Below are 19726 nucleotides of genomic sequence, written 5' to 3'. Positions count from 1 at the left end.
CCCTGCATAACGCCGGTATCGTGGTGAGCAACCCGGCCACCATGGTGGGCCTGGGCGACCTGAAACAACCGGCGCCGATCCTGGCCACCCTGGGTTTCGTGCTGATCGTCGCGCTGGAAGCCCTGGCCGTACGCGGCGCGGTGCTGATCGGCATCCTGGCGGTGACCGTCGCCTCCATCGTCCTGGGCTTCACGCCGTTCATCGGCGTGACTTCGGTACCGCCGTCTCTGGCCCCGACCTTCCTGCAGCTGGACATCAAGGGCGCGCTGGACATCGGCTTGGTCAGCGTGATCTTCGCCTTCCTGTTCGTTGACCTGTTCGACAACTCCGGCACCCTGATCGGCGTCGCCAAGCGCGCCGGCCTGATGGGCAAGGACGGCCATATGCCGAAAATGGGCCGTGCGCTGATTGCCGACAGTACCGCTGCCATGGCCGGTTCCCTGCTGGGTACCTCGACCACCACCAGCTACATCGAATCGGCCGCAGGCGTGAGCGCCGGTGGCCGCACCGGCTTGACCGCCGTCGTGGTCGCGATCCTGTTTTTGCTGGCGTTGTTCTTCTCGCCACTGGCCGCCAGCGTGCCGGCCTATGCCACCGCGCCAGCCTTGCTGTTTGTGGCGGTGCTGATGAGCCAAGGCCTGGCCGAAATCGACTGGGACGACATTACGGTGGCAGCGCCGGTGGTGATCACCGCCCTGGCGATGCCCTTCACTTACTCCATCGCCAACGGCATCGCCTTCGGTTTCATCGCCTGGACCGCCATCAAGCTGCTTTCGGGCCGCTACCGTGAGCTGAACCCGGCACTGGTGATCCTGTCGATCCTGTTTGTGATCAAGCTGGGCTGGTTCAACGCATGACTTTCGACGCCGCAAGCTACACCGCTCAACTGCAAGACAAGGTCACGCGCCTGCGTGACCTGCTGGCACCGTTCGACGCGCCCGAGCCGCAGGTCTTCGACTCGCCGCTGCAGCACTTTCGCCTGCGTGCGGAGTTCCGCCTGTGGCGCGAAGGCGGCGAGCGCCACTACGCGATGTTCTCCCAGGAGGACAAGCGCACGCCGATCCTCATCGAAGAATTCCCCATCGCCAGCCAGCGCATCAACCAGTTGATGCCGCAACTCAAGGCCGCCTGGCAAGCCAGCGCTGCCCTGAGCCACAAGCTGTTCCAGGTGGAGTTCCTCACCACCCTGGCCGGCGACGCGATGATCACCCTGTGTTATCACCGCCCGCTGGATGAGCACTGGCACAGCGCCGCAAACAAATTGGCCGCTGAGCTGAATGTGAGCATCATCGGCCGCTCCAAGGGCAAGCGCGATGTGATCGGCCATGACTATGTGGTGGAAAAACTCGACGTCGGTGGCCGCACCTTCAGCTACCGCCAACCCGAAGGCGCGTTCACCCAGCCCAACGGCACGGTGAACCAGAAGATGCTCAACTGGGCCTATGAAGCGCTGGGCGATCGCCCGGACGATTTGCTGGAGCTGTATTGCGGCAACGGCAACTTCACCCTGCCGCTGGCGACCCGCGTGCGCAAGGTGCTGGCCACCGAGATCAGCAAGACCTCGGTGAATGCGGCCCTGAGCAACCTGGATGAGAATGGCGTGGATAACGTCACCCTGGTGCGCCTCTCCGCCGAAGAACTCACCCAAGCCCTGAATGAAGTGCGCCCGTTCCGCCGCCTGCACGGCATCGACCTGAAAAGCTACGAGTTCGGTAGCGTCTTCGTCGACCCGCCCCGCGCTGGCATGGACCCGGACACTTGCGAGCTGACCCGGCGCTTCGACAACATCCTGTACATCTCCTGCAACCCGGAGACGCTGGCGGCGAACATCGCGCAACTGCACGACACGCACCGGATTACCCAGTGCGCAATGTTTGACCAGTTCCCGTGGACGCACCATATGGAATCGGGTGTGTTGCTGACCCGCCGATAAACCTGCAAGGTAGGCGCGAGCTTGCTCGCGAAAAACGTCAACGATAACGCGTGCTTCCTGGATGAACGCGGTGCCTGTGGGTTTTTCGCGAGCAAGCTCGCTCCTACTGTTTATTCAAGTGTCTGTTGTCTCTGGGGGCTGCGGGGCTTCCTTGCGTGGCCGGCCACCCTTCTTGCCATTGGCGCGAGCCGCTGCGGATTTGGCCGCGCTGCTTTTGCGGCCATTGCGCGATGCCACCAGGCTGGTTGCCAGGTCCATCAGCGGCTGGCTTGTAGCGATCAACCCTGTGATCGAAACATCCAGGTCCTGCGCCTCACAGCTAATCGCCTTGCCACCGAACGTCACTTCCAACTGCTGGAAATCCTTCGCTGAAAACCCTTCGAACTCCGGCAGGCCAGCCACCGGCAACACGACGCGGCTGCCATCGCTGAAGCCAATGGAGAGGCAGTCGTTTTCATAACGTACGTTGCTGGCGTTGGCGTACAGGCGTTTCAACTTGCGCCCACGGGCGATTGCCTTGTCAACGTCGGCTTCAGTGAGAGGTACATAAGGTGTGACTTTGGCTTTTATGATTTTCATAAATTAATCCCCACGCAATCTGGCGCTCTTACCAGATTCAAAATTGTCCGTTGCGCTACGACGTCGTGCCTGGCGCTCGCGATGACGTAGACACCTTGTCGAATGACCAACCCCGGGACCAACTCGCCAGCGTCCCAATTCCAGGAATGATTCTCCAGGCAAACCGTCTGCAGTTTTTCCCACCAGATCCTGCGTGCCCGCGCCAAGTAGTGCCGCTGCATGATCGCCCCGTGTATCTCCTTCAGAAGTGCTATGGGCGGCCGCCTCCGTTCAGGCTCTACGTCCCACAACTCAACTTCCCCATCCAGGAAACTGAAACGAAACCGCGCATCCCATCCCTTGCCCCTGACATGCACATGGGGCGGGCAATGCTCATCCCTGATAAACACCGAAATGACATAGCCTTTGTAAGCGCCTACTCTCATCGTAACCCATCCGTTAGGTTATTTTCCGCCAGGTAACAATTTCCCTCTGCCACCCGACAACCGGCTCCTATTCCCGAAGCTGTTTCACAGATTAGTCACCACAAAAAACCCGGCGAATGCCGGGTTGTAACCACTCATGCCGAGGGTTGGAAATACCCGGCCAGCGCCCGCAAGTCCTGCTCGCTCAGCAACCCCGCGTAATACTTCAACTGAATACGCGCCAGCAGGTAGGCATGCCGGGCATTGGCCAGATCACGCCGGGCGGTGAACAGCTGTTGTTCGGCGTCGAGGACGTCGAGGTTGACCCGCTCGCCGCCACTGACGCTTTTTTGGGTGGCGGTGACCAGTGCCGTGGCGGATCTGACTGCCATTTCATAGGCCCGCACCTTGGCTGCGCCGCTGGTGTTGAGGTTGAATTGCTTGCGCAACTCCACCAACGTGGCAGCGGTTTGCGCGTCCAGCTCGTATTGGGCCTGGGATAGTTGGTTGGCCGCCTGACGGGTGGAGGCCGAGACCGAGCCACCGGCAAACAGCGGCAGGCTGACCTGGATGCCGACGCTGTTGGTGTCGTACTTCTGGTTGTAGCTGCTTTCTGAATCGGAATGGGTCTTGCGGCTGGTCGCGTACAGGCTGACCTTGGGCAAATGCCCGGCGCGCTTGCGCTCCACTTCATAAGAGGCCACGTCGAGCGCGTGGTGCTGGGACTTGAGTTCAGGGTTGTTGGCCATGGCCAGTTCACGCCAGGTTTCGAATCGGTTGGGCTCAAGCGGCGCGATCTCAAATGGGCGCGCCAGGGGCGCCAGTTCTTCAATTTGCAGCGGCTGGCCAACAATGGCCTCCAACTCACGCAAGGCACTGTCCTGGGCATCCACGGCTTCGATCTCTTCGGCCTGGGCCAGGCTCAGTCGCGCCTGGGTTTCGAGCACATCGGTACGCGTGCCTTCACCGCCTTTGAGCAAGCGGTCATTGAGTTGCAGGCGCTCGGCAAACGCTCGTTTCTGGGCACGGCTCAATTCGATGCGCTCTTGTGCCAGCAATGCCTGGCTGTAGGCGCCCAGCACCCGCACGGCCAGCTCCTGGCTCTTGCCGCGAAAACGCTCATCGGCCATCAACGCCTGGGCGGTGCCTTGGCGAAAACGCGCATAGGCTTCGTAATCGAGCAGCGGTTGCTGCAAGGTCAGGGCCGAGGCGTAGCTGCGGTAATTGCGGTCGCTGCTGACATTTCCGATTGCCGTGCTCTGGGTCACTTCAGACTCATTGCGCGAATTGTTGTAGCTCCATGACAGGTTAGGCAGCAATGCGGCCCGGCCGATCACGCGGTTTTCTTCACCGGCCTCGCGCTCCTGAATCGCCGCCTGAAAGGTCGGGTCGTTGCGCAGCGCCAAATCATAAACGTCCAACAAACCCAGGGCATACGCCGTCGGTGTGCAGCTTAAACAGAGGGTGAACAACAACGCCTTCATTCTTCCACCAGGGCCATATGGGTGCGGTCCAGCAAAGGTTTGAACAGGTAGTTGAGCATCGAGCGCTCGCCGGTCTTGACGAAGGTTTCCACCGGCATCCCCGGACGGATCTGCACGCCGTGCAGTTGCTGCATACCCGCCGCGCTGACCTGGGCCCGCAGCGTGTAATACGGCTCATCGGTGCGCTCATCGACCTGGCGGTCGGCCGAGACCAAGGTGACTTCGCCCGCCACCCGTGGCGTGGTGGACTGGTTGAACGCCGAGAACATCAATTCAACCGGCAAGCCTGGGTGCACCTTGTCGATCATCTGCACCGGCACCCGTGCTTCCACCAGCAGTGGCTCGCCTTCGGGCACGATGTCCATCAGCGTCTGGCCGGGTTGAATCACCCCGCCTTCGGTGTACACCTGCAGCCCCACCACCACGCCGGACGCCGGTGCGCGGACCAGGCTGTTGGCCAGTTCGAATTCGGCAGAGGCCAGGCGATTGCGCAAGTCGTCGCTGCGGGTGCGGGTCTCGGCCAACTGGCTGCGCAGGTCCTTCTGAAAATCTTCACCCAACTGACGGATGCGCAGGCGCAGTTCCAGTACCTGGCGCTGCAACTGGCCGATACGGCCAAAATCCTCAGCGATGGCACCGTCGATTTGCGCGTACAGCCGCTCGCTGTCGAGCAGGCGATTGCGCGGGATATAACCCTCACGCGCCAACTCGCGCAGCCCCTGAAGCTGCTCATTCAACGCCGCGCGCTGCAAAACCTTGCTTGCCTGGGAGGCCCGCGTGCCGCGCAACTGCGCTTCAAAGCCAGCGATAGTTTCACGCAGGCCCGCCTGTTCGGTAGCCAGTGCCTGGGCACGGCTGTTGAATAGCTGGCGTTGCAGGCTCAGGGTGTTCGCGGCGTCGGGATCGGCCAGCAGCTCGGGGCTAAACACAATGGTCTGCAAGCCTTCACTCTCGGCACTCAAGCGCGCTTCGCTGGCCAGCGACGCCAGGTATTGGCTGCGCAATGACTGCATCTGCCCGCGCAACGGGGTTTGCTTCAACCGCAACAGCACCTGGCCCGCGCTGACCCGGTCACCGTCACGCACCTGGATACGCTCGATGATCCCGCCCGCCGGGTGCTGCACCGTCTTGCGATGCCCCGACACCATGACCTTGCCCGGCACCGCCACGCCCTTGTCCAGCGGAGCCAATGCCGCCCAGCCGAGGAACCCGGCAAAGCCGCCGAGCACCAGCCACCAACCCAGGCGTGAGTATTTTTTGTCATCCAGCGCCAGCACGTTAGACGGGTCACTGAGCAAAATGGGCTTGCTCTGGCTCATGCGGGTTTTCCTGCACCGAGGCGGTAGCTCATGCTCATGGTCGAGACCGGTTTGTTTGCCGCAGTTTTTTGCCGCGCCTCCAGCACTCGCGCCGTGGGGCCGAAGGCCTGCATCTGGCCGTCCTTGAGGATCAGCAACTGGTCGGTGAGGCTCAGCACGTTGGGTTTGTGGGTAATCAGGATCAAGGTGCGGCGCTGCTGCTTGAGCTGGGCAATGGCCTGCAACAACGCCTGTTCGCCCACTTCGTCGAGGTTGGCGTTCGGTTCGTCCAGCACGATCAGTGCCGGTAACCCATACAGCGCACGCGCCAGGGCCACCCGTTGCTTTTGCCCGCCGGACAAGCCCGCGCCGCCCTCCCCCAGTTGCGTGTCGTAGCCCTGGGGCAGTTGCAGGATCAACTCATGCACGCCAGCCATCTGCGCGGCGGCGAGGACGGTATCGGCCTCCACCGCTTCAAAACGCGCGATGTTCTGCGCGATGCTGCCGGCGAATAATTGGATGTCCTGGGGCAGGTAACCGATATGCGGGCCGAGTTGTTGCTTGTCCCACAGGGCCAGGTCGGCGCCATCAAGGCGCACCTTGCCGGCCAAGGGTGCCCAGGCCCCCACCAGCACCCTGGCCAGGGTGGACTTGCCGCACCCCGACGGGCCGATAACACCGAGTACATCCCCCGCCGGCAGGCTGAAACCCAGGTTTGCCAACGCCGGACGTCGGCTGCCGGGCGCGCAGGCGCTGATCTGCTCCACGCTCACCTGGCCCTTGGGCACGGGCAGGCTCATGCGCACCGGCCGCGCCGGGTTGTCCTGCAGCATCAGCGACAAGCGCTCATAGGCCAGGCGCGCCGAACCCCATTGTTTCCACACGCCGATCAACTGGTCGATGGGGCTGAGCACACGTCCCATCAGGATCGAGCCGGCAATCATCATCCCCGGGGTGATATCGCCCTGCACCGCCAGCCATGCGCCCAAGCCCAGCACCAGTGATTGCAGAGCCAGGCGCACGCCCTTGGACCACGCGGTGACCATCGCGGTCTTTTCACTCGCCAGGTTCTGCTGCACCAGAAACGCCTGGTGCTGGCTGAACCAACGGCCGCGCAAGGTAGCGAGCATGCCCATGGCTTCAATGGTGTCGGCATTGCGCAGGTTGGCCGTGGCCTGCTGGCTGGCGCTGATCGACAGTTGGCTGGCCAGGGCCATCGGTGCCTGGCTGACATAATGATTAGCCCAGGCCAATGCGATCAGCAGCAACGCCCCACCCAATGCCAGCAGGCCCAGCCAGGGGTGGAACAGGAAGATCACCAGCAGGTACACCGGAAACCACGGCGCATCGAAAAAGGCGAACAACGCCTGGCCGGTGGCGAACTGGCGCAAGGTGGTCAGGTCGTGCAGGGCCTGGCCCGCCGCCTGGGTACCACCCTTGAGTTGGGCTTCATAGGCGGCGTCGAATACACGCTGGTTCAAGCACATGTCCATCTGCGTGCCGAGGCGAATCACCACCTGGCTGCGCACCCACTCCAGCGCGCCCATCAAGCCGAAGAGGCCGAGGATCATCAGCGTCAGCATCAGCAGGGTCATCTGGTTGCCCGAGGCCAATACGCGGTCGTACACCTGCAACATGTACAGCGCCGGGGCCAGCATCAGCAGATTGATCACCGCCGAGAACAAGCCAATGTTGAAGAAGGCGCTTTTATAGGCGGTGAGTGCAGCCAGCATCTCATTCGCGCGCTTGGCACCGGGCCGAGTCATGAAGGGCATCCCATTGAAGATTCAAGCAAGGGCCCGCCCGGTGCGTTGACAGCACCTGTGGCGCGCCCACAGAATTTGCAGCCGCCGCCGCCCTGGCCTGCAAGCACTCGGGCGGCGACGGTGTTTGAGCAAGGCCGATGAAAGAGCGATCTTTCATCGGCTTTTTTGCATCAGGCGGCCAAGGCGAAGTCGTGCGGCGCGTCCTGAATACCCACCAGCCCCACATCGGCAGCTGCAAATGCAGCGGGCTCCTGATGGGCCACACCGGCAGCGGCCAGTTGATCGAAGGTGGAGTTGACCGACAGGCTTGGGTCGATGCCCTTGAGCAGGGTGTCGATGGCCGAGGCCAGCGCCGAACTGTCGCCACTCATCAGGCCGTACACGATTTTGTGCACCTGGCCATCGCGGCCTTCGGATTGCAGGCTCGACAGGCCCAGGTTGGTGAAGCTGACTTCCTGGTTGGCGATGGTGTAGCCACCGCTGCTCGCGCCGCCGGCGAGGGTATCGCCCAGGGTCAGGCCGTCGAGCGAACCCCACAGCGTGTGGGTCGGCGGATTGAACAGGGTGTAATGCAGGCTGCCTTCAGCCACCACCGCCGCATCGCTGACGCTGCTTGTCACGCCATATTGGGTGCCGTCGAACGGCCCCGGGTTGAAACCACCGGTGTTCACACCCTCTTTCACCGAACCTTCACGGTGGTTGAGATCACCAAAGTAAGCCGACCAGTCGTTCAGGTATTGGGCGACGGTGCTGGCGGCGTAGGTCGTGCTGTATGAAATAGAAATGCTCATGCAAAACTCCAAGTCATTGGGTGGTCACTCCCCAGCAAGCCGGTGCCTGCTGTGGTTTTGCCCGTCACAGGGCAAAAGCGGTCAGAACTGATATTCAACGGTGCCCTGCACGGTGCGCCCACGGCCCAGGGTGAAGGCCAGCACATCCCCGAGCGGCACCAGGTAGGCGCGGTCGGTGACGTTTTCCATGGCCAGGCGCAGGGTCAATTGGTCGGTGGCGCGGTAGCTGCCATACAGGTCGTAGACGGTGTAGGGCTTCCAGTCAGCGGGGTAGACGCCGGTTTGCGAGGTGGTTACCCCGGCGGCGCCCTTGACGTAGTAGCCGGCGCTGTAGCGGGCACGCACACCCACGTCCAGCTTGCGCTCAAAGAACCGCGCGCCCAGCGTGGCGGTGCCGCGGTCCATGGGCATGTGTTCGGAGGAGCCGAGGATCGCGCTGCAACCCACGCCGGCATTGGCTGCGTCGTCCGGCACCATCGCGTCCACCGGGGCACGGTTACCCGGGCGTTTCTGGGTCTTGGTCACGCCACCCAGCCACGCGGTTTTGCTGCAGAACTGATTGCTGCCAAGCATGCGCGTGTAGTTGAACTGGCCGTAGGCAAAACCGGCGTCGTAATCGAGTTGGTATTCAAGCCCCCGAAAACGCGTGGTCTCCAGGTTGTTCACATAGGCCGCACTGCCGATATTGACGTTGCCATAACCCGGCGGCTGCACGCCCAGGGCCATATAGGAAAAGTCATCGACCCGGGTGTTGAAGTAGGACACCTTCATGCCCATGCGATCATCGGAAAACAGCAGGTCTTCCTTGAGCACATTGAAGCCGACTTCCCACGCCGTGGACCGCTCCGGCTTCAGGTAAGGGTTGGGGAAAATCGACTCCGAACCGCCGCCGTGGGGCCGGCCGCTGACCATGGTTTCGGTCACTGCCGGCGGGCGCCAACCCTTGCCATAGGTGGCGAAGAGTTGCAGCCAGTCCACACCCGGCTTGACCGACAAGCCAAACGTCGGCGAAAAACGGCCCTCCTCGCGATCCACATCGTAAGTGGTGGGCACACTGATCTGGCGAGTGGTGCCGATGATGAAGGTACGGGTGTTCAAACCGGTATCGCCGCGCAGCCGATAACGGTCATAACGCAAGCCGGCGTTAAGGTTCAGCCAACCGTCGTAGTCGAAGTCCAGGCGCCCGAACAGGCTGCCCATGGCGCGATCACCTTTGGGCGTGATGCTCTCCGCCGCCGAGGCCGTCAGCGCCGAGCCCGCCTCTACCCCCTGGTTGGAGTCCGGCCGGACCTTGTCGTAGAAAAACTCCAACCCATAGTTGGCCTTGAGGGTGGCCAGTTCCGTCAGGGCAAAGGTCGAGATGTTCTGCGCCTGCGCGCCGTAGGTATTGGTTTGATAGGTGACGTCGTACGCCTTGCTGATACCCCGGGCCAGGGTGGATTGGTCGTTGCGGGTATCTACATGGTAGAGCTTGGCCTTGAAGTCGATCAGCGGGTTGTCTGGCGCATAGCTGTAATCGAGCGCGAAGTTCTGCGCCTTGACGTTGCTGCTGCCGAGCTTTTCCCATAACTGGGGCTTTTCGGCGGTCATCATATTGACGTCGTCGTAGTCGACCTCGGTGACCAGGTAGCTCAGTTGCAGGCGCTGCTCAACCGGAAGATTGAGCCCCAGCTTGAGCAAGCGTGAACGCATCACCGAGCCCGAATAGGCAACGGTGGTGTTCTTGATCCGCTCCTCACTGGCCGGCATGTACGCCGCGCCGCTACGCAACTCGCCAATGCTGCCCCGGGTGCCGGGGTTGTAGTCGCCGAGGTGACGCTCGCTGGCGGCCACCAGCATGTCCCAGACATCGGTGCCCACGGCAAACGCCGAACTGCCGATAAAGTGCGTGCCGTTGCTGCGCCCACCCAGCCCCGAGGTGAGCCGAATGCGCCCGCCGATTTGCTTGCCATCCTTGAGCAGGTCAGCGGCTTCCAGGGTGCGGAAATTGGCCACCCCGCCAATCACCCCCGCACCGCCCTGGGTGGAGGTCGCGCCCTTTTCGATCACCACCTCGGACAGCAACTCCGGGTCGACATACAGCGTGCCATTGCGTTGCTGGTGACCACTTTGCTGGTAATTCTGGCGCATGCCATCGACCGACATATTGACCCGGCCATAGTCCTGGATACCGCGGATATTCACCGACAACCCTGGGTCTTGCTGGCTGACGGCGGAGTAGACGCCCGGCGCCTCTTCCAGCATCTCGGCGGCATGACGCGGCGGGTTGCGATCCAGCTGTTCGCGCCCCACCACACTCACCGCGCGCGGCGTTGAATACACCCAATCCTGCGGGTGCAGGCCGGTGACCGTGGTGGTGGCCAAGGCCAGGGCACCGGCTTGTTGTTCCACCCGAGTCAGGGTGACCTGGCGATCGCCGGTAAAGCGATACTCCACCGGGGCGGCACCCAGCAGGCGGCCCAGGCCTTCCTGCACGTCAAAGCGCCCCTTGAGCGCGGTGCTGCTCAGCCCGTGCAGGCGCTGGCTGTCGAACAACACTTGCAGGCCGGCCTGGTCAGCGAAGGCCAGCACCGCACTGCCGAGGGATTGCGCAGGGATATCGAACGTCAACACGGCGGACTGAGCCGTGGCAGCTGGAGGCTGCGCATAGGCCGGTACGGCCACGGCGGACAACCCCAGGTGAATGGCCAGGGCTAAGCGGCTGCCGGTGGTACGCCCCTTGGTGAGTGCTGACATTGGTGGTGATCCCTGCGCTGAGCATTTTTTGTTTATGCGAATACTTCTCACCTAGCAAGACGTGCGAGGCGCGGGAAGTCAGTAATATTTTTTGCAGGAGCGAGCTTGCTCGCGAAGAACGTCAACGAAAACGCGGTGCCCTGGTATTTTCGCGAGCGAGCTCGCGCCTACAGGGGCATCGGTTTTTAACGGGGGAAGGTCAGTAGATCAGGCTGAGGCCAGCCAGCTCCAGGCGTTGCACTTGAAGCTCTTGGGTCAGGGTGGCCAGGGCGCTGTCGAGCATGTCCAGGCGGAAGACGCCGCTGACTTCGCGCTCGCCCAGGTCTGCGTTGGCCAACACCACCCGCCCGGGGCGGTAACGGTTGAGTTGCTCGATGACCTTGGCCAGCGGCTGCCGGTCGAAGATCAACACACCACGGCGCCAACTGGTGGCGCGATCCACATCAAACTGATCCAGGCTGACCACCCCGTCCTGGGGGCTGTAGCGCGCAGCCTGGCCCGGTTGCAGGACCTGCTCGGCAGGGCCGTTTCTGAGTGACGCCGGCACTGACACTTCGACGCTGTGTTGCAGCACACCGACCCAGGCCTGGCTCTCGCGTTCACGTTCGACCACAAACCGTGTGCCCAGCGCCCGGGTCTGGCCGCCGGCACTGTGCACCACGAACGGTCGGGTTTCTTCGCCGGCCATCGGTGCCACCTGAAAAATCGCCGCGCCCTGGAGCAGGCTGACGCCGCGCTGTACGCCGTCGTACTCAAGGCGAATGGCGCTGTCGGAATCCAGCTCCACCACGCTGCCATCGGCCAAGTGCACCGTGCGCACTTCGCCTTTGTGGGTGACGTAGTCGGCCTGCAAGCGCAGCAAGGCATCCGGCCCGCGTACCCAGCCGATGCCCGCCGCCACCAGCACCAGCGCCACGGCGGCCGCACGTTGCCACGGCCTTCGACGTTTGGCGCGGCGCAAGGGTATAGCGGGCGCGGGCGGGCGCTGTCTGTATACAGCCTCGTCCTTGTGCACCTCGCCCAGCGCCGCCCAGGTCTGCTCGGCAAACCGCAGGGCCGCTTCGTGGCGGCTGTCGCGGGCGATCCACTGGCGCAGTTCGGCTTGTTCCTGTTCGCTCAGGGCACCGGCGTGCAGGCGCACCGCCCACTCGGCGGCCGCCTCGGTAATGCTGTGCTGTTGCGGTCCCTGGCTATTCACGTGTGAATCTCGAATTCTCGTTATATAGACGCTGTGACGTCTGGCCTGGCGTTTTTCGGTAATTCATTCGTCGGATGGCGTCACCTCGCCTTCCTGCAAGCGCTGCATCACATAGGCCAGGGCCTTGGCCAGATGCTTTTGCACGCTGCTGTCGCTGATGTCCAGATGCCGGGCGACCTGAGCGTGGGTCATGCCTTCGATACGGTTCAAGCGGAAAATCTGCTGGGTGCGCGCCGGCAATTCCGAAAGCGCCTGCTTCAATGCCTGCCGCTGTTGCTGCGCCATTGCCTGAGCCTCCAACCCGGCCACGTCATCTTCAATCTCGGCCAGCGCCTCGTGGGGCACGGTGTCGGTCTTGCGCCGTGCTTCCTGGCGAATATGGTCGATCAGCAGATTGCTCGCCGTTCGATAGAGATAACCCTGGGAGTTGTCGATACGCTCACCGGCCGGTTTTTCTGCCAGGCGCAGGAAGCTCTCCTGCACCAGGTCTGCGGCCAATTGCGGGTCCCGTACTCTGCGGGCCAGATACCCGCGCAGCGTATCGGCGTGCTTGAGAAACAGGCCCTTGAGATCCACGTCCGACAAACCGACTCCCTGGAATGTTGAGGAAACAGGCGGGCATCTTAAGCGTTGTCGAGAATGATTTTCAATTGATATCTAATCCGATTGAGCCTAGCGTTTGCCTTGATTAAACGTTCGATCACCGAACAGATCCGCAGCCATCCATTGACCAAATTAACCAACCAGTACATTTTGACTCCACAACCAATAAGAACTGTGGAGAAGCCTCTATGCCGCCCATCGTGCTGGTGCTCAACGGCCCCAACCTCAACCTGCTCGGCACCCGCGAGCCTGCCACTTATGGCCATGAAACCCTGGCCGACATTGCTGCCCTGTGTGGGCGCAGCGCCGACAAACTCGGGCTGACCATCGAATTTCGCCAGACCAACCACGAGGGCGAATTGCTCGACTGGATCCACGCCGCCCGCAACCGCTGCGCCGGTATCGTGATCAACCCGGCGGCCTGGACCCACACCTCGGTCGCGATCCGCGATGCCCTGGTGGCCAGTGAAGTGCCGGTGATCGAAGTGCATTTATCCAACGTGCACGCCCGTGAAGCCTTTCGTCATCACTCGTTTGTGTCGCCAATCGCCAAGGCCGTGTTGGCCGGGTTTGGCAGCCATGGCTACCACCTGGCCCTGGAACATTTCAGCCATACGCTGAAGGGACGCACCTGATGAAACCACGCATTCTCGCCGGCCTGATCGGCGCCGGTATCCAGGCCTCACGCACCCCGGCACTGCACGAACAGGAAGGCGACGCCCAGGGCTTGCGCTACCTGTATCGCCTGATCGACCTGGAGCCGCTGCATCTGGACCTCAGCGCCCTGCCGGAACTCCTGCGGGCCGCCGAGCTGATGCACTTCACTGGGCTGAACATTACCTACCCGTGCAAGCAGGCGATCCTGCCTCTGCTCGATGAACTCTCCGATGAGGCCCGGGGCATTGGCGCGGTCAACACCGTGGTGTTCAAGGACGGCAAGCGCATTGGCCATAACACCGACTGCCTGGGGTTCGCCGAAGGCTTTCGGCGCAACTTGCACAACGTGCCGCGCCACCGCGTGGTACAGATGGGTGCCGGTGGCGCGGGTGCGGCGGTGGCCCATGCACTGCTGGCCGAGGGTGTGGAGCAACTGAGCCTCTTCGACGTCGACAGCGCCCGTGCCCAGGACCTGGTGGATAACCTCACCGAGCATTTCGGCATCGGTCGCGCTCAGGTTGGCAGCCACTTGGAAAACGCCATGGCCGAGGCCGATGGCCTGGTGAACACCACGCCGATGGGCATGGCCAAGTTGCCTGGCACGCCGGTGCCAGCGCAGTTATTGCGGGCCGAATTGTGGGTAGCGGAAATCGTGTACTTCCCACTGGAAACCCAACTGCTGCGTGACGCTCGCGCCTTGGGTTGCCGTACCCTGGACGGCGGCAATATGGCGGTGTTTCAGGCGGTGAAGGCGTTTGAGTTGTTCAGCGGCGAAGTGGCGGATGCAGACAGGATGCTGGCGCATTTCCAGAGCATGAATACCTAGGGATGCAACCCCATCATGATCGTTCCCACGCTCTGCGTGGAAACGCCTCCCGTGACGCTCCGCGTCACGACTTTGACAGCAGACGCAGAGCGTCCATGTCGGCATTCCCACGCAGAGCGTGGGAACGATCAGTTCTCAGGCTTGCAGGTAGCGCAACACCGACTCGCAAATCATCTCCCGATGGCGCTGCTTGATCGCCTCGTCCGACAGCTCGATCTGGAAAATCTCGCTGAAGGTGTGCCGGTTGGACACCCGATAAAAGCTGAACGAGTTGATCAGCAAGTGCACATCCAGCGGCTCCAGCCCTTCGCGAAACAGCCCCAACTCAGCCCCGCGGCGCAAGGTCTCCCCCAGCCCTTCGAGGATTTTGCTGTTCATCGCCTTGATGGTCTCGGTGCGCTTGACGTACTCGGCGTTGTGGATATTTTCGATGCTGACGATGCGCACGAAATCCACGTTCTGGTCGTGGTGATCGAAGGTGAACTCCACCAACCGGCGAATCGCCTCACGCGGCTCCAGAGCCGTGAGGTTCATGCGCGTTTCGGTGTTGCGGATATCGCCGTAGAGCTTCTCCAGCACCTCGACGTATAGCTGCTCCTTGCTGCCGAAGTAGTAATAGATCATGCGCTTGGAGGTATGGATGCGCTCGGCGATGGCGTCCACGCGTGCGCCGGCCAGGCCCTGCTGAACAAACTCGACAATGGCTTCTTGCAGAATATTTTCGCGGGTCTTTTCCGGATTGTTCTTGCGACTCTTGCGCGGTGTGTCTGACACAGCGCAGAGGTCAGGGGTCAGGGTCATGGTGCGCTCACGGCGATTGCTTGGGCAGGCCCGATTATGGGCCGAGGCGCTCCCCGAAGGAAGCACCCGCCCTGCCCTTATAAACGGGCCTGGCGCGCCGCACCGCTGCGTGACTTGGCCATCGCCGCCAGACGCACCGCCACGTTGGCTGCGCCGTAGCCGGCATAGCCGTGCTTACGCTGGATGATCTCGAAGAAAAACCGCCCTTCGAACGGTTCGGTGTACACATGAAACAGCTCACCGCCCTGAGCGTCGCGGTCGTACAGCACGTTGTAGTACGCCAGCTCGCTGAGGAACTCATCGTCGAAATCGAAGCGTGCCGCCAGGTCGTCGTAATAGTTGAGCGGGATATCCAACAACGGCACACCGGCCTCTTTGGCCCGGCGTACCTCGGCGAAAATATCCGCACAATCGAAGGCAATGTGATGCACGCCCGAACCGCGATAGCTGGAGAGCGCGTGGGAAATCGCGGTGTTGCGGTTTTCGGAGATATTCAGCGGCAGGCGGATCGAGCTGCAACGGCTGCGCAACGCCCGGCTTTTCACCAGGCCGTAAGGGTCGGGCAGCACCACTTCGTCATCGGCTTCGAAATCCAGCAGGCTTTTGTAGAACAACACCCAACTGTCGAGACTGTCGGCCGGCAGCGCCATGGCCATATGGTCGATGCGCAGCAAGCCGCCGCTGGCGAGTGCGGCCGTTTGCAGGTTGAAATCGGTGTCGTAAAGCCCGCCTTCGCTGGGATCGACCAGGTAAATCAGGCTGCCATCCGGCGCCCGCACGGCGGCCAATTCCAGCTCGTTGGGGCCGACCAGGCCGCGATAAGGCTGGCCCTTGTAGGCCACCGCCCGCTCCAGGGCCTTGGCACTGTCCTTGACCCGCACCGCCGTGGCACACAACGACGGGCCATGGGCCTCGAAAAAGTTATGGGCAAAGGAATAGGGTTCGCAGTTGAGGATCAGGTTGATATCGCCCTGGCGCAACAGGCTCACATTCTTCGAGCGATGCTGGCCGGCCTTGGCGAAACCCAGGCGCTCCAGCCAATTGCTCAGCTTGGCACCGAGGCTTTCATCCACGGCAAACTCCAGGAACTCGATACCGTCGTACTCGCTGGCCGCCGGGGTTTCAAACAGAATGTCCACTGGCGCAGCGGGCGCTTCTTGCGCCAGGCGCTGGCGGGTTTTCTCTTCCAGGTACAGCAACGAGCGCAAGCCATCCGCCGCATTCGCGCGGGTGGGCGCGGCGCGGAAACCATCGTTGAAAATTTCCAGGGACAAGGGCCCGCTGTAGCCACTTTTGATGATCGGCGCAAGAAAGCCCGCCAGGTCAAACTCGCCCTGGCCTGGGAAGCAACGGAAATGCCGGCTCCACTCCAGCACATCCATGGCCAGGATCGGTGCGTCGGCCATCTGCACGAAGAAAATCTTGTCGCCCGGGATCTGGGCGATGGCACTCGGGTCGCCCTTGAGCGACAAGGTGTGGAAGCTGTCGAGCAATACACCGAGGCTTGGGTGGTCGACTTGGCGCACCAGGTTCCACACCTGCTGCCAGGTGTTCACATGCTTGCCCCAGGCCAGGGCTTCATAGCCGATGCGCAGGCCGCGCTTGCCCGCGTGTTCGGCCAGCAGGCTCAGGTCATCGAGCAGAATACGTTCGTCGCCCACGCTGTCGGCCGAGGCGTTACTGCACACCAGCACCAGGTCGGTGCCTAGCTCTTGCATCAAATCGAATTTGCGTTCGGCGCGCTCCAGGTTGCGCGCCAGGCGATCGCGGCGGCAGCCTTCGAAATCGCGAAACGGCTGGAACAGAGTGATGGCGATGCCCAGGTCGGCGCACATCTGCCTAACCTCGCGCGGGCTGCCGTCGTAATACAACAAGTCGTTCTCAAAGATCTCCACCCCATCAAACCCGGCGGCGGCAATGGCTTCGAGTTTTTCCGGCAGGGTGCCGCTCAAGGACACAGTGGCAATAGAACGTTGCATGGAAGACTCCCGGCAATTGTTGTTTGTGGCAAATTATTCGCCCCCAGCCTACAGGCAGCAATTAAAATGTACGAACCGGTTAGTTTTTGGTGCGATTATCGAACACTAAGCCCCTTTGGCGAATTGACGACTTTTTAACCACTGCGCACCATCGACCGGGCAATTCGTTCACGTAACAAAGACCCAGAACACACCATAAGAATTTCAAAAAACGGGTACAAACCTCATGCCTCTGCAAAATCCAGCCCTGGCCGCGCGCCCGGGCAACCCGCACGCCGGTATCGGCGACAAGATCCGCGGTGCCCTGGCCGTGGGTAAAACGCGCTGGGGCATGCTGGCCCTGGTGTTCTTCGCCACCACCTTGAACTACATCGACCGCGCCGCCCTGGGCGTGATGCAACCGATCCTCGCCAAGGAAATGAGCTGGACGGCGATGGACTACGCCAACATCAACTTCTGGTTCCAGGTCGGCTACGCCATCGGCTTTGTGCTGCAAGGCCGCCTAATCGACCGGGTTGGCGTCAAGCGCGTGTTCTTCTGCGCCGTGCTGCTGTGGAGCCTAGCCACCGGCGCCCATGGCCTGGCCACTTCGGCAGTCGGCTTTATGGTCTGCCGGTTTATTCTCGGGCTGACCGAAGCCGCCAACTACCCGGCCTGCGTCAAGACCACACGCTTGTGGTTCCCAGCGGGTGAACGTGCAGTGGCCACCGGCATCTTCAACGCTGGCACCAACGTCGGCGCAATGATGACGCCGATGCTGCTGCCGTTGATCCTGCACGTGTGGGGCTGGCAGGCGGCGTTCCTGTGCATGTCGGCACTTGGCGGTATTTGGCTGGTGCTCTGGGGCTTGAAGTACTACAACCCGGAAGACCACCCCACCGTTAAACAATCCGAATTGGACTACGTGCAACAGGAAGTCGAACCGGAACAACCCCGTGTGCCGTTCAGCCGCATCCTGCGCATGCGTGGCACCTGGGCCTTCGCCCTCGCCTACTCGCTCACCGCGCCGGTGTTCTGGTTCTACCTGTATTGGCTGCCGCCGTTCTTGAACCAGCAATACAACCTGGGCATCAACGTGACGCAGATGGGCATTCCGCTGATCATCATTTACCTCACCGCCGACTTTGGCAGCGTGGGCGGTGGGATCCTGTCGTCGTTCCTGATTGGCCGTGGCATGAATTCGATCAAGGCGCGGCTGTTGTCGATGCTGCTGTTCGCCTGCTGCATCGTCGGCGTGATCATGGCGGCCGGCTCCAGCCAGCTGTGGGTCGCGGTGTTTGCCATCTCCCTGGCCATCGGCGCGCACCAGGCCTGGACCGCCAACATCTGGAGCCTGGTGATGGACTACACGCCCAAGCACATGATGAGCACGGTATTCGGCTTTGGCGGCATGTGCGCGGCCATCGGCGGCATGTTCATGACCCAGATCGTCGGCCACATCCTCACGGTGACCAACAACAACTACACGATCTTGTTCACCCTGATCCCGGCGATGTACTTCATCGCCCTGGTGTGGATGTACTTCATGGCGCCGCGCAAGATCCCCACCGTAGACGTTTAACTAACGCCGCCGCTGCTGCCAGGCAGCGGCCAACCCGCTCATGCAGATCACCCCGATACCCACCACCGTGGTCATATCGGGGGTATGGCTGAACACCAGCCAGCCCAACAACCCCGCGAACACGATCTGGCAATAGCCAAACGGCGCCAGCAAGGCTGGCGCCGCGAAGCGGAACGCCTGGGTGAGCATCAAGTGCGCGGTCATCCCGCAGGTGCCCAGCGCCAGCATCATCACCGCATGCCACAGCGTCGGTACTTGCCAGAAGAACGGCACCATTGCACTCATCACCAGGGTGTTGCACAGGCCGGCGAAGAAGTTGCTGGTGGTCGGGCTGTCGTATTGGCTGAGGATGCGCGTGAGCAACTGGTAGAAACAGAAGAACAACGCCGAGCACAGCGGCAGCAATACCGCCGGGGTAAACAACTCGCCGCCGGGGTGGATGATGATCACCACGCCGATAAACCCGCAGATCACCGCCAGCCACTGGCCACGGGTCACGTGCTCACCCAGCAACGGTACCGACAGCGCCGTCACCAGGATCGGCGCCAGGAAGTTCACCGCCGTGGCTTCGGCCAAGGGGATGTAATGCAGCGCCGTGGTGAAGAACAGGCTGGTGCCCAACAGGCATAACGCCCGCACCACCTGCATGCCCGGCCGCTTGCTGCGCAACACGCGCAGGCCCGATTGCGGCAGGAAGATCCCGGCCATCAGCAAGGTGTGCACCATGTAACGCGCCCACACCACCATCACGATCGGGTAAAACCCGGCCAGGTATTTGGACAAGGCGTCGTGGCTGGAGAACAGAAACGTCGCCAGCACAATCAGCAGGATGCCTTTGAACGGATGGTTGACGCCGGAGAGCGGGGTACTGACAGTCATTGAATTCTCTTGTGTGGCGAGCGGGACGCTGAGCACTGAACCAAGTAGCGCTCAACCCGGTAATCTAGCAGCCGGGCCGGAGTCTGCCCCAAGAGCATAACCAAACACCGGGCGAACAGCGCACTAAATCGATGGATCCGAGTCCAACGCTGCACGCTCGCCCCGGCGTTGCACACTTTTTAACCAAGGCCTTGCCGCTATGAAAAAAATCCTCTTTGCCCTGTCTGCCCT

General features: G+C 61.9%; 17 protein-coding genes. 5 read left to right on the top strand and 12 right to left on the bottom strand.

The annotated features are described in order from the left end of the window. Both GIW04_RS15080 and trmA read left to right on the top strand, forming a co-directional pair. On the top strand, positions 1-857 hold an 857-nt coding region (locus GIW04_RS15080), incomplete at its 5' end, for an NCS2 family permease (RefSeq protein WP_236479032.1). Next, complete coding sequence (gene trmA, locus GIW04_RS15075; protein WP_032895222.1) at positions 854-1933, top strand: tRNA (uridine(54)-C5)-methyltransferase TrmA; 1080 nt, start codon at positions 854-856, stop codon at positions 1931-1933. The genes GIW04_RS15080 and trmA, both read left to right, overlap by 4 nt. A 114-nt stretch (positions 1934-2047) precedes the next feature. Here the strand turns inward: trmA and GIW04_RS15065 are convergent, their stop codons facing one another. From GIW04_RS15065 to GIW04_RS15025, 9 genes are all read right to left on the bottom strand, one after another. Beyond that, positions 2048-2512, bottom strand: a complete 465-nt coding sequence (locus GIW04_RS15065; protein ID WP_120248800.1) for a DUF2442 domain-containing protein — start codon at positions 2510-2512, stop codon at positions 2048-2050. Then, the gene (locus tag GIW04_RS15060) at positions 2509-2937 is read right to left on the bottom strand and encodes a DUF4160 domain-containing protein (RefSeq protein ID WP_032900884.1); all 429 of its coding nucleotides are present in this window, start codon (positions 2935-2937) and stop codon (positions 2509-2511) included. Before GIW04_RS15060 ends, GIW04_RS15065 begins: the two co-directional genes overlap by 4 nt. Positions 2938-3071: 134 nt before the next feature. Further along, positions 3072-4400 (bottom strand): TolC family outer membrane protein, encoded by a 1329-nt coding sequence (locus tag GIW04_RS15055; protein WP_094774571.1) that lies wholly within the window; start codon positions 4398-4400, stop codon positions 3072-3074. Next, positions 4397-5719: an HlyD family type I secretion periplasmic adaptor subunit gene (locus GIW04_RS15050; RefSeq protein ID WP_094774570.1), complete on the bottom strand. Its 1323-nt coding sequence runs from the start codon at positions 5717-5719 to the stop codon at positions 4397-4399. Before GIW04_RS15050 ends, GIW04_RS15055 begins: the two co-directional genes overlap by 4 nt. Then, a complete protein-coding gene (locus GIW04_RS15045; RefSeq protein WP_120248840.1) occupies positions 5716-7464 on the bottom strand; it encodes a type I secretion system permease/ATPase in 1749 nt (582 codons plus the stop codon). The genes GIW04_RS15050 and GIW04_RS15045 overlap by 4 nt, the downstream gene beginning before the upstream one ends. A gap of 170 nt (positions 7465-7634) precedes the next feature. Next, positions 7635-8255 carry a heme acquisition protein HasA gene (locus tag GIW04_RS15040; protein ID WP_003194354.1) on the bottom strand — a complete coding sequence of 207 codons (621 nt, stop codon included), beginning with the start codon at positions 8253-8255 and terminating at the stop codon, positions 7635-7637. A gap of 81 nt (positions 8256-8336) precedes the next feature. Next, positions 8337-10991 carry a TonB-dependent receptor gene (locus tag GIW04_RS15035; RefSeq protein WP_120248799.1) on the bottom strand — a complete coding sequence of 885 codons (2655 nt, stop codon included), beginning with the start codon at positions 10989-10991 and terminating at the stop codon, positions 8337-8339. A 199-nt stretch (positions 10992-11190) separates the two neighbouring features. Next, positions 11191-12189 (bottom strand): FecR family protein, encoded by a 999-nt coding sequence (locus GIW04_RS15030; RefSeq protein ID WP_120248798.1) that lies wholly within the window; start codon positions 12187-12189, stop codon positions 11191-11193. A 63-nt stretch (positions 12190-12252) separates the two neighbouring features. After that, a complete protein-coding gene (locus GIW04_RS15025; RefSeq protein WP_003194359.1) occupies positions 12253-12774 on the bottom strand; it encodes an RNA polymerase sigma factor in 522 nt (173 codons plus the stop codon). A gap of 206 nt (positions 12775-12980) precedes the next feature. On the opposite strand from GIW04_RS15025, the gene aroQ reads away from it, so the two are divergent. Together aroQ and GIW04_RS15015 are read left to right on the top strand one after the other, a co-directional pair. After that, positions 12981-13427, top strand: coding sequence for a type II 3-dehydroquinate dehydratase (gene aroQ, locus GIW04_RS15020; RefSeq protein ID WP_003194361.1), 447 nt, complete (start codon positions 12981-12983; stop codon positions 13425-13427). Continuing rightward, positions 13427-14275 (top strand): shikimate dehydrogenase, encoded by an 849-nt coding sequence (locus GIW04_RS15015; RefSeq protein WP_120248797.1) that lies wholly within the window; start codon positions 13427-13429, stop codon positions 14273-14275. The genes aroQ and GIW04_RS15015 overlap by 1 nt, the downstream gene beginning before the upstream one ends. 135 nt (positions 14276-14410) lie before the next feature. On the opposite strand, the gene GIW04_RS15010 is transcribed toward GIW04_RS15015, so the two are convergent. Together GIW04_RS15010 and quiC are read right to left on the bottom strand one after the other, a co-directional pair. Then, entirely contained in the window at positions 14411-15076 is a 666-nt protein-coding gene (locus tag GIW04_RS15010; RefSeq protein WP_003194364.1) for a TetR/AcrR family transcriptional regulator, read from the bottom strand. Between the two features lie 77 nt (positions 15077-15153). Beyond that, a complete protein-coding gene (gene quiC, locus GIW04_RS15005; protein ID WP_003194367.1) occupies positions 15154-17055 on the bottom strand; it encodes a 3-dehydroshikimate dehydratase QuiC in 1902 nt (633 codons plus the stop codon). 226 nt (positions 17056-17281) lie between these two features. Here quiC and GIW04_RS15000 point away from each other — a divergent pair, with 226 nt between their 5' ends. Next, the gene (locus tag GIW04_RS15000) at positions 17282-18616 is read left to right on the top strand and encodes an MFS transporter (RefSeq protein ID WP_003194368.1); all 1335 of its coding nucleotides are present in this window, start codon (positions 17282-17284) and stop codon (positions 18614-18616) included. Here the strand turns inward: GIW04_RS15000 and GIW04_RS14995 are convergent, their stop codons facing one another. Beyond that, positions 18617-19495 (bottom strand): DMT family transporter, encoded by an 879-nt coding sequence (locus GIW04_RS14995; protein WP_003194370.1) that lies wholly within the window; start codon positions 19493-19495, stop codon positions 18617-18619. Positions 19496-19726 lie beyond the last annotated feature (231 nt).

It is taken from the genome of Pseudomonas sp. PA-4-8C, from assembly GCF_021606625.1.
Lineage (GTDB): Bacteria > Pseudomonadota > Gammaproteobacteria > Pseudomonadales > Pseudomonadaceae > Aquipseudomonas > Aquipseudomonas lactis.
This window is presented reverse-complemented; position numbering and strand designations above follow the sequence as displayed.

Bases quoted from the DNA above. Each gene is read 5' to 3' on its own strand.
- trmA (WP_032895222.1), top strand. From the start codon at position 854: ATGACTTTCGACGCCGCAAGCTACACCGCTCAACTGCAAGACAAGGTC.
- GIW04_RS15065 (WP_120248800.1), bottom strand. From the start codon at position 2,512: ATGAAAATCATAAAAGCCAAAGTCACACCTTATGTACCTCTCACTGAA.
- GIW04_RS15060 (WP_032900884.1), bottom strand. From the start codon at position 2,937: ATGAGAGTAGGCGCTTACAAAGGCTATGTCATTTCGGTGTTTATCAGG.
- GIW04_RS15055 (WP_094774571.1), bottom strand. From the start codon at position 4,400: ATGAAGGCGTTGTTGTTCACCCTCTGTTTAAGCTGCACACCGACGGCG.
- GIW04_RS15050 (WP_094774570.1), bottom strand. From the start codon at position 5,719: ATGAGCCAGAGCAAGCCCATTTTGCTCAGTGACCCGTCTAACGTGCTG.
- GIW04_RS15045 (WP_120248840.1), bottom strand. From the start codon at position 7,464: ATGACTCGGCCCGGTGCCAAGCGCGCGAATGAGATGCTGGCTGCACTC.
- GIW04_RS15040 (WP_003194354.1), bottom strand. From the start codon at position 8,255: ATGAGCATTTCTATTTCATACAGCACGACCTACGCCGCCAGCACCGTC.
- GIW04_RS15035 (WP_120248799.1), bottom strand. From the start codon at position 10,991: ATGTCAGCACTCACCAAGGGGCGTACCACCGGCAGCCGCTTAGCCCTG.
- aroQ (WP_003194361.1), top strand. From the start codon at position 12,981: ATGCCGCCCATCGTGCTGGTGCTCAACGGCCCCAACCTCAACCTGCTC.
- GIW04_RS15015 (WP_120248797.1), top strand. From the start codon at position 13,427: ATGAAACCACGCATTCTCGCCGGCCTGATCGGCGCCGGTATCCAGGCC.
- GIW04_RS15010 (WP_003194364.1), bottom strand. From the start codon at position 15,076: ATGACCCTGACCCCTGACCTCTGCGCTGTGTCAGACACACCGCGCAAG.
- quiC (WP_003194367.1), bottom strand. From the start codon at position 17,055: ATGCAACGTTCTATTGCCACTGTGTCCTTGAGCGGCACCCTGCCGGAA.
- GIW04_RS15000 (WP_003194368.1), top strand. From the start codon at position 17,282: ATGCCTCTGCAAAATCCAGCCCTGGCCGCGCGCCCGGGCAACCCGCAC.
- GIW04_RS14995 (WP_003194370.1), bottom strand. From the start codon at position 19,495: ATGACTGTCAGTACCCCGCTCTCCGGCGTCAACCATCCGTTCAAAGGC.